Origin of the sequence: Glutamicibacter sp. (assembly GCF_050701915.1) — a bacterium.
GTDB lineage: Bacteria > Actinomycetota > Actinomycetes > Actinomycetales > Micrococcaceae > Glutamicibacter.
This window is the reverse complement of sequence record NZ_JBOGEG010000010.1, coordinates 97,130-106,519: the sequence shown is the minus strand read 5'-3', so window position 1 is coordinate 106,519 and position 9,390 is coordinate 97,130. Positions and strand designations below refer to the sequence as shown.

8 protein-coding genes are annotated in these 9,390 nt (G+C 60.5%); 7 read left to right on the top strand and 1 reads right to left on the bottom strand.

Annotated elements, in window-relative coordinates:
- Nucleotides 1–79 precede the first annotated feature (79 nt).
- Complete coding sequence (locus ACRDT3_RS08715; protein ID WP_431492606.1) at nt 80–2,062, bottom strand: FAD-dependent oxidoreductase; 1,983 nt, start codon at nt 2,060–2,062, stop codon at nt 80–82.
- Between the two features lie 136 nt (nt 2,063–2,198).
- On the opposite strand from ACRDT3_RS08715, the gene ACRDT3_RS08710 reads away from it, so the two are divergent.
- From ACRDT3_RS08710 to ACRDT3_RS08680, 7 genes are all read left to right on the top strand, one after another.
- Nucleotides 2,199–2,909: a GntR family transcriptional regulator gene (locus ACRDT3_RS08710; protein WP_431492605.1), complete on the top strand. Its 711-nt coding sequence runs from the start codon at nt 2,199–2,201 to the stop codon at nt 2,907–2,909.
- Between the two features lie 931 nt (nt 2,910–3,840).
- Complete coding sequence (locus tag ACRDT3_RS08705; protein ID WP_431492604.1) at nt 3,841–4,785, top strand: 3-carboxyethylcatechol 2,3-dioxygenase; 945 nt, start codon at nt 3,841–3,843, stop codon at nt 4,783–4,785.
- Entirely contained in the window at nt 4,782–5,648 is an 867-nt protein-coding gene (locus ACRDT3_RS08700; RefSeq protein WP_431492603.1) for an alpha/beta fold hydrolase, read from the top strand. Before ACRDT3_RS08705 ends, ACRDT3_RS08700 begins: the two co-directional genes overlap by 4 nt.
- 2 nt (nt 5,649–5,650) lie before the next feature.
- Nucleotides 5,651–6,451 carry a 2-keto-4-pentenoate hydratase gene (locus tag ACRDT3_RS08695; RefSeq protein WP_431492602.1) on the top strand — a complete coding sequence of 267 codons (801 nt, stop codon included), beginning with the start codon at nt 5,651–5,653 and terminating at the stop codon, nt 6,449–6,451.
- On the top strand, nt 6,444–6,896 hold the full coding sequence (locus tag ACRDT3_RS08690) for a nuclear transport factor 2 family protein (protein ID WP_431492601.1): 453 nt from the start codon (nt 6,444–6,446) through the stop codon (nt 6,894–6,896). Before ACRDT3_RS08695 ends, ACRDT3_RS08690 begins: the two co-directional genes overlap by 8 nt.
- Nucleotides 6,893–7,636, top strand: coding sequence for an HpcH/HpaI aldolase family protein (locus tag ACRDT3_RS08685; protein ID WP_431492600.1), 744 nt, complete (start codon nt 6,893–6,895; stop codon nt 7,634–7,636). Before ACRDT3_RS08690 ends, ACRDT3_RS08685 begins: the two co-directional genes overlap by 4 nt.
- On the top strand, nt 7,636–9,327 hold the full coding sequence (locus tag ACRDT3_RS08680; RefSeq protein WP_431492599.1) for a bifunctional 3-(3-hydroxy-phenyl)propionate/3-hydroxycinnamic acid hydroxylase: 1,692 nt from the start codon (nt 7,636–7,638) through the stop codon (nt 9,325–9,327). Before ACRDT3_RS08685 ends, ACRDT3_RS08680 begins: the two co-directional genes overlap by 1 nt.
- Nucleotides 9,328–9,390 lie beyond the last annotated feature (63 nt).

Here is a 9,390-nt window from a genome sequence, read left to right as displayed (position 1 = left end):
GCTTCGGTGAGCTCCGTGACATAACCGAGCTCACCGAAGCGGTCAGCGCCGCGCTGCGCGTAGCTGTAAACGCTCATGCTTAGCGGATCTCCGTGTACTGCGACTGGTCGACCGCGCGGGTGATGTTCCAGTACTCGACGATCGGGTAAGGCCAGATCTGCGAGACGCGGCCGAACTTGTTCTTGTACCAGGTGTGCACATCCGGGTGGCCCCAGGCTTTTTGCTCGTTGGCGGCGTCGAGATCTGCCACAAAGGTGTCCAGCACTTCCTGCTTCAGATCCAGTGCCTTGAGGTCTTTTTCCAGCACGATGTTCAGCGCATCCAGGATGTAGGTCAGGCCGTACTCGATCATCGAGAACAGCGAGCCGTTGACCACGTGTCCGGTGTTCGGGCCCGAGACGATGAACAGGTTCGGGAAGCCTGGCACGGTGGCGCCAGCATATGCGGTGGCGTTGCCACCCCAGTATTCGTGGATATCCTTGCCATCGCGTCCGGTGATGCGCAACGGCTCGAGGAACTCCGAGGCCTGGAAACCGGTGGCGTAGATGATCACGTCCAGCTCGTGCAGGTTGTCTTCACCGTCGACGATGCCCGCTTCGGTCATCTCGCTCATGCCCGAGGTGATCAGGGTGGTCTGCGGCTTCTTCAGGCTCTCGGCCCAGACACCGTTATCGCGCAGCATGCGCTTGCCGCCCACGATGTAATCCGGGGTGACCTTCTCCAGCAGATCCGGGCGGTCGGCGTACTGTTCCTTGAGCATTTCGGTCAGCTGCTGGCGCACCCGCTCGTTGATCGCCGAGACCGAACCTTCCTTGGTCCAGTTCGGGTCGGCAGCGGTGGTGTGCTGGCGGCCCTCGACACCCAGCCAGTGCTGCCAGAAGCGCAGCCACTGGCCGTACTGAGGCAGGTGCTCGACCAGGTAGGTCACCGATTCAGGCATGTCCTCGTAGTAGAACGGGGTTGGTAGCATCCATGGGGAGGAGCGCTGGAAGACCTTCAGCTCTTCGACCTCATCCACGATGGCTGGAACGATCTGGTAGGCGCTGGCACCGGTACCGATGACGGCAACCTTCTTGCCCTTCAAATCGATGCCCGGCTTCCATTCGGCCGAGTGCACGTGGATGCCGGCGAACTTGTCGTGGCCCGGGGTATCTGGGAACTTCGGGCGGTCCAGCTGGCCTACTGCCGAAAGTACCGCGTTGAAGCGGCGTTCTTCCACTTCGCCGCCGTCCACGATCATGGACAGCACCCAGCGGCCATCTTCTTCATCCCAGGTCGCAGACAGCACTTCGGTGCCCATCTGGATGTTCTCGGTGATGCCGCCGCGTTCTGCCACGTCGCGGGTGTACTTGTGGATTTCGGCGCCTTCGGAGAACTGCTGTGGCCAGTCATCGCGCTGCGCGAAGGAGAAGGAGTACGCGTAGTTGGGGGTATCCAAGCGCACGCCCGGGTAGGTGTTCTTCCACCAGGTGCCGCCGACTTCGTGGCCCTTCTCGAAGACTGTGTAGTCCAAGCCGGCCTGCTTCAGGCGGTAGGCGGCAGCCATGCCGGCTACGCCCGAGCCGATCACGGCAACGGTGAAGTCGCGGGTTGGGGCTACTTCCTGCTTGGTGAAGGTTGGTGCGCCGGAAACCTCGGGAACCAGGGCCATGTCGTGCTTGAGCATCTGGTGGTAATCGGTGGTGGCCTGATTGGTGATCCAGTCCAGGATGACGGTGGCCTGCTCATCGCTCAAGGTGTCCACCGAGGTGATCTTCTCGTCGCGGATCTTGCGCAGCGCTTCGAAAGCCAGCTCGCGGGCTGCTTCCTGTGCAGTGGCATCCATGCCGCCGTGCGGCTGGCCGACGGTATCGACCGGTGGCTGTGGCGGGCGCAGCTCATCACGAAGGATCGAGTAGTCGCCGGTAGCAGCGGCCAGAGCCACCATCAATGGCGGCAACTCGGTGCTGGCTACGATCTTGCGCAGCTGCTCATCGCTTTCGGTGATAGCAGAGTAGTTAGCGCGCCAGTACAGGTCATCTACCTGTTTGGTGGTGGCGGTCTCGATCAGTGATTCGCTCATTGGTTACTCCTAGCAAGTCTTTTCGGGCCGTGCGCGACAACGTCTGGCAGGCGCGTGATGTAACCAGTGTCACCTCCGCGTTATGCATAAGTCAACTAAAAATGTATTCTTTGCGGACTTTGGTATGATTTATGTCATGGCGAAACGCACCGATTCAGAGACGATGTCCAAGCACATCCGCGACACCCTGCGCGCAGATATCTTGGACGGGCGTTGGGAGCCAGGCGATCGACTGCAGCTCACGCACCTTTCCGAGCACTACGAAACCTCCAGCACGGTCATCCGTGAAGCGCTGACCCGGCTGGTGGGGGATCGGCTTGTCACCCTTCGCCCCAATAAGGGCTTCTTCGTTCCCGAGCTTTCACTGGCCGACTTGAGCGACATCGTGGAGATGCGCTGCGTCAACGAGCAGCTGGCAATCTCGCTGGGCTTCGAGCGCGCGCCATTGGAGTGGGAGAGCGAGCTGATGGCCGCGCACCACACCCTGGAGCGCACGCCGCGCCGTTCGGATGAGGATCCTGATAACCACACGCCAGCGTGGAACCATGCGCATCAGCGCTTCCACGACAAACTCGTCGAAGCCTGCGGAGTTTCCCTGCTGACCGAGATGACGCGAACGCTTTCAGACCTCATCCAGCTCTACGGGCGCTGGGCCGGTCCGGCGACCCGCGACGCCAAGCGCGACCTGGATAAGGAGCACCGCGACATCCTCAATGCCGCGCTGGACCGCGATGCGGAACTCGCTGGCCAACTGCTGCGTGCGCACTATGAAACCACGCTCAGTGCAGTGAAAAACGGCGGTGAGGTTGGCTTGGCCTGCCTGCCGCACGTAAAAATGCTGAAGTAGCACCCCACTGGCATTCCCTCTGTCGTACGCGTAGCTTAGTGGCTCAATCGAAGTCATCGATGCGACGTGGAGTATTGATGATGGATACCAGCACGTCCACAATCAGAGCGCCCAGGATCCGGGTGGGGCTGGCAGGCGCGACCCTCGCCACGCTGCTCTGACTTCGTGCGTATCCTCAATTCCGGTAGGCCCTGAAGCTACCCTGGCATCAGCGCGCAACGGGGAACTTCTCCCAATTCCGATTGCGCCTAGGTTGATTGCAAGGATCCACGAGGTTCTGAGATCGAGCTCGTCGAAGGAATTTCCAAGCGTGTGAAAACCGGCATTGAATGGACGGTAGCTGGCGAACTGTTCATCGTTCCCCGTGCCAATGAAGCTTCAGTGAAGCAGCTGGCGGATTTGTCGCGCGAGCTGGTCGAAGTCGGCTGAAAAGTCTATGGCGCGGTGGTCGCCGTGCTGAATAAGCCACCTGACCGCTTTAATGAGCCGACTGAAGTATAGCTTGTCGGCTTCGCCTCCCTGTCCGCTCGATCCATCTTCGCTTCCGGTTGATGGGTCGGGCGTTTTTTGCATGCACATGAAAATGCGAATTTTGTTGCTCGCGCTTCACATCTGAATCCTCGAAAGGCAATTCAGTAGCGAACTGCGCAGGTGCGACCTTCGTGGAGAGGCGCCTCCGCGCGAACTCTATTTTATTAGACATTATGCATTCTGATAAATACTTCTAGATTATTGGCGAGCGTGCTCTCAATGGAGGTCTTGCGTCGTCTCGTGCCGCACTTTCCTTGTTTCCCTTTCAGGATCTGCAAAAATAGGGCTACCTTTCCTTGATCGGTAACTCTAGAATTGTTGTTCTAGAAGAAATGATCTAGATCACATTCATCTTGATTCGTGGAGCAAGGTCGCTCCGAAACTACGAGGGAAACTACAAATGACACTTGCAGTTGCTGCCATGTCCCACGCACCATCGTTCGGAAATGTTGATCCCGGCGGCACGATCTTTGCCGAGATCAATGAGGCTATTGAAGGGGTCCGCAAATTCGTTGAAGACTTCGCTCCGGACATCACCATCGCTTTGGGGCCGGACCACTTCAACGGCGTGATGTATGAAATGATGCCGCCGTTCTGCGTCGGCGCTCAGGCCAGCGGCGTTGGCGACTGGGGAACTGCGGCAGGGCCATTGCCAGTCGACGGCGACGTCGCCCGTGAACTGCACAAGCTGATCCTTGAAGATGGAATCGACATCGCTCGTTCCGAAAATCTCCAAGTAGATCATGGCGTGCTCCAGCCACTTGAATTCGTATTCGGCCACGGCTTCAGCAACCCATTTGTGCCGATTTTCGTAAACTCCGTGGGCTTGCCGCTGACCCCGATGAACCGGGTGCGCCTGCTGGGCGAAGCGCTGGGACGCGCGGCGAAGAAGCTGGACAAGAAAGTCCTGGTCTTCGCATCCGGCGGGCTGTCCCACAACCCGCCGATCCCGGTATGGGACGACGCTCCTGAAGAAGTGCGCCAGCGCTTGGTCGAGTCGACCATGACTCCCGAACAGCGCGAGATCAAGGAAACCACGATGCTCGCCAACATCCGCAAGTTCGCTGAAGGCAAGGCCAGCACCCAGCCGCTGAACGAAGCTTGGGACAACCAAGTGCTCGACGTGCTGCGCAGCGGTGATCTTTCGGCAGTAGATGCATGGACCAACGAATGGTTCGGCGAAGAGGGCGGCAGTGGAGCACATGAGGTGCGTACCTGGATCGCTGCCTTCGCCGCTTTGTCCACCCATGGCAGCTACAGCATGGCCGTAGACAAGTACTGGCCGGTTGAAACCTGGGGCGCCGGCTTCGGCGTCGTCGCAGCAATCACGGATGGTGCCAAATGAGCGCAGACATGGCCACCATGTGGCAGGCCATCGGCGACCTTCCGCACACCTTGGAGTACAAGCAGATCGGTGAATGGAATACCCGTATTCTGAGCGTCGGATCGGGCGAAGAAACCATCGTGCTGCTGGCCGGAACTAGCGGCCACCTCGAAGCTTTCACCCACAACATCCGCGTTTTGGCAGAGAACCACCGCGTTGTCGCTTACGACTACCCGGGCCACGGTTTCTCCACCTTGGCTAACGCCGATCTGGAAATCGCTGACTATGAAGAGCACCTGATCGGTTTGCTGGATGCGCTCGGTTTGGAGCGAGCGCACCTGTGCGGCGAATCCTTGGGCGGCTGGATTGCTCTGAAGTTTGCGCAGAAGCATGCGGATCGCGTTCACACCTTGATTCTCAGCGCACCAGGCGGCCGCATCGTTGGTAAGCCAGCAATGAGCAAGGGACGCTCGGTCACCCGAGACGCAGTGGACAATCCAACATTTGAAAACGTCAAGGCCCGCTTGCAGGTCGTGATCCATAACGAGGATCTGATCTCCGATGAGCTGGTCCGGATGCGGCAGGCAGTCTACTCCCGTGAGGGATTCAGTCGGTCCATTGGGCACATCTTGGTGCTGCAAAATCCTGAAATCCGCTTCCGCAACCGGGTGACCGAAGAAGACTTTGCAGCCGTGGAGGTGCCGACATTGCTGGTCTGGACCGATCATGAGCCAACTGGCGGTGTGGATACTGGCCGCGAACTTGCCTCGCACCTGCCCGACGGTGAACTGCTCGTCATCGAAAATGCGGCGCACTGGCCGCAGTGGGAAGACCCGCAGAAGTTCAACGAACGAGCCATCGATTTTCTTTCAAGGAAGGCCTGAACATGTCAGCAATTATCCAGAAGCTCGCAGATGACCTGTACCAGGCACGCGCCAATCTGGCCTCCATCGACTTCATTCGGCACCAGCTTGAGGAAGGCGATCTGGATTCTGCCTATGCAATCTCGGAGCTGAACACCAAGCGCCGCGAAGAAGAATTCAACCTGCGCCGGGTGGGCCGCAAGGTCGGCCTGACTAACCCGATGGTGCAGAAGAAGGCAGGCGTTGATCAGCCGGACTACGGGATCGTGCTTGATGACATGGTCTTCCAAAGCCCGGTGGACCGCCCACGTTCGGCATTCATCCGCCCGAAGATCGAAGCGGAGCTGGCCTTCGTGCTCAAGAGCGACATCCTTGACGCCGATATTCACAGCGTCAAGGCGGCCATCGACTACGTGGTTCCGGCCATGGAACTGGTCGACTGCCGCTACCACAACTACAGGATGAGCATCTTGGACACCGTGGCCGACAACGCCGCCTGCGAAGGCCTGGTTGTAGGAGAAGCGCGCAAGACGCTGGACGAAGTCGATCTGGACCAGGTCGAGATGGTGCTCTACCGCGGCGACGAGGAAATCACCCGCGGCGTGGGACGCAACGTCTTGCAAGGACCTATCAACGCCATCCAATGGCTGGCCGAGACCTCGATCCGCACCGGCAAGCCACTGCGCGCAGGCGAGATCCTGCTTTCGGGCTCGATCGGCATGATCGTCGACTGGGATGAAGATGTCACCTACACCGCGAAGTACTCGCACGGTTTCGGAGAAGTCTCCGCGACCCTGATCAGCAAGGAGGCCAGCAATGACTGAACTGACCGCAGATATCCGCAATGAGATCCTGGCACTGGTCGCTGAATTCCACTGGCGCCTGGATCACGGCCACGCCGATAAGCTCCACGAGCTGTACGCCGAAGACGGCCGTTCGGTTGGCCCCATGGGAGTAATGGAAGGCCGCGACGCGATCCGCGCCTGGGGCGAACGCCGCAGCAAGATCAACGCTGGAATCGTCCGCCACTTCTCCGGCGGCACCCGCGTCTACGCCGAGGACGGCGTCATCAAGAGCACCACCTACTACATGACCTTCCGCGACAGCCAGCCAGATCCGCTGCACCCGGCCAGCGTCGGCGAATTCCACGAGGAGTACGCCAACGTCGAGGGCAACTGGCTGATCCAGCGCCGCGAAATCGTCCCGGTCTTCGGCGCTGAAAACGCCGCAAAGCACGCGGCCCGCGTGGCCGCAGGCTCGGAAAAATGAGCCGCGCAGAAGGCAATGCACCGGTACTGCTGCACGTAGCACTGCCCTCGATGGCGGTGGTCGAAAGCGCGCTGAACGCCGGCTATGACGGTGTGATGATCGACCTCCAGCACGGCGAGATCGGGTTGGACCAGGCCTGCAACATGCTGCGTGCGATCCCGCTTGGAAACCAGTGGGTCTACGCGCGGGTGGCCAGCATCGACTCCGGGGTGATCGGCCGCCTGCTCGATAGCGGTGCTCGTGGCATCGTGGCTCCTAGCGTGGAAACCGCGGAACAGGCCCGGGCCTTGGTGCACGCGGTGAAATACCCGCCGTTGGGTGGCCGCAGCCTGGGCCCGACCCGCCCGAACCTGTACCAAGGAACGGACTACTGCCAAGCAGGCAACGAAGCGGTATCTGCCATCGTGCAGATTGAATCGGCTGCCGGAGTGCAGGCGGCTGCGCAGATCGCAGCCGTGCCCGGACTCGATTCGCTGTACATCGGGCCTTCGGACATGGCAGTGACCTACGGGCTGCCCGGAAGGGCGGACTGGGATGAGGGCCCAGTTGCCGAGGCCGTCGGACAACTGGCGCAGATCACCCAAGAGCACGGAATCGGCTTGGGACTGTACTGCAGCGATCCGGCCTTTGCCGCCGCCGCCATGCGCGGCCATGGTCTGGCCTATGCAGGGCTGGGCATTGACCTTTTATACGTTGGAAAACAAGCACGGGTTTCACTCGCGGCATTGGAGGAAAAGTAATGAGCGAGCAAACGGAAATCCTGATCATCGGCGCCGGTCCTACCGGTCTGACCCTGGCCAACCTGCTGGGCAAGCTCGGGGTGCAGACCATCTTGATCGAGGCTCGCGACCAGCTGATCGACTACCCGCGGGCCGTGGGCATCGATGACGAGTCGCTGCGCGCCATGCAGTCCCTGGGCCTGGTTGACCAGGTTCTGGTGCACACCGTGCCGGACCAGCAGGTGCGAATTGTCAATGGTTCGGGCAAGGTCATCGCCGGAATCAATCCCACCACCCGTGAATTCGGCTGGCCGCGCCGCAACGGCTTCGTGCAGCCGCTGGTTGACCAGGTGCTGCTTGACGGCATCAGCCGCTACGAATGCGTCGAAGTCCGCTTCGGTGCCGTAGCCACCGACCTGGTCCAAGATGCACAGGGCGTCACCGTCACCATCGGCGCCGCCGGCCAGGAACGCACCATCCGCGCAGACTACGTGGTCGGCTGCGAAGGCGGCGCGTCATTCACCCGCAAGAAGCTGGGCATCGGCTTCCCCGGAACTACCCGTGCGCAGCGCGGCGTGGTGATCGATGTTGCCAACGATCCGCTGGGCACCCCGCATGCGGTATTCGGCGGGGACCCATCGCGGGCCTACGCCACCTTGAGCCTGCCTCATGGCATCCGCCGCTGGGAGTTCTCGCTGATGGAGGACGAGAGCGATGAACTCGTGGACAGCGACGAATTCCTGGACAAGCTGCTCAAGGACCATGTCGAAGACCCTTCGAGCCTGGACATCATCCGGCGCCGCGTTTACGCACACCATGCACGTGTTGCCGAAAGCTTCCGCAAGGACCGTGTGCTGCTTGCCGGCGATGCCGCGCATGTCATGCCGGTGGTCGCGGGCCAGGGCTGGAACTCCTGCATTCGCGATGCGATGAACCTGGGCTGGAAGCTGCATGCGGTAACTCGCGGCCTGGCCACACAGAAGTTGCTGGGCACCTACGCCGATGAGCGCCGCGACCATGTCAAGGCGATGGTCGACCTTTCGGTGGGCATGTCCAAGGTGGTCACCAACCGCAGCAAGATCACCTCGGCGGTGCGCGATGCCACCGCAGCGGTGATCGACCACCTGCCGAAGCTCAAATCCTACGTATCGGGCCAGGGCTTCAAGCCGATGCCCAAGTACACCCGCGGAGTCGTGGTGCACGATACCTGGCAGGCTTCCAAATCAGTGCCAGTAGAAGAAGGCGCTAAGTCGAGCACCGGAATGCTCTTCCCGCAGCCCAAGGTGATCGACGGTGAACGCGGCGAAGTCCTGCTGGATGACGCTACCGACCTAGGCTGGCGCATCTACTCATGGAACAACGATCCATCGAATTTCCTGAGCGAGGCGACCCGCCGCCGCTTCGAGGCCTTGGGAGCGAGCTTGGTGCAGGTAGTTCCCAGCGTGCAACTTCCGTGGGCGCAGCAGAACGCCGCGCCGGGAGTCCAGGTACTGGGCGATCCGGCAGGTGTTTTGAAGCAATGGTTCCATCAGCATCCCGCCTCTGCCGTGGTGGTCCGCCCGGATCATGTGGTTGCCGCCGAATGCCTGGCACAGAACTTGGACCAGACACTGAATCAGATTCTCGATAAAGCCAGCATTTTTCCGGCTGGGGGAAACGAAAGCAACACCGTCGCTGAAGCACAGGCTGAGCAAATCCAGCCTGCCCGCTAGGACGCGGATACACCGCACGACACCGCCGAAGTGCGGTGCCGAACTCCTTTTCGTAGGCCAACT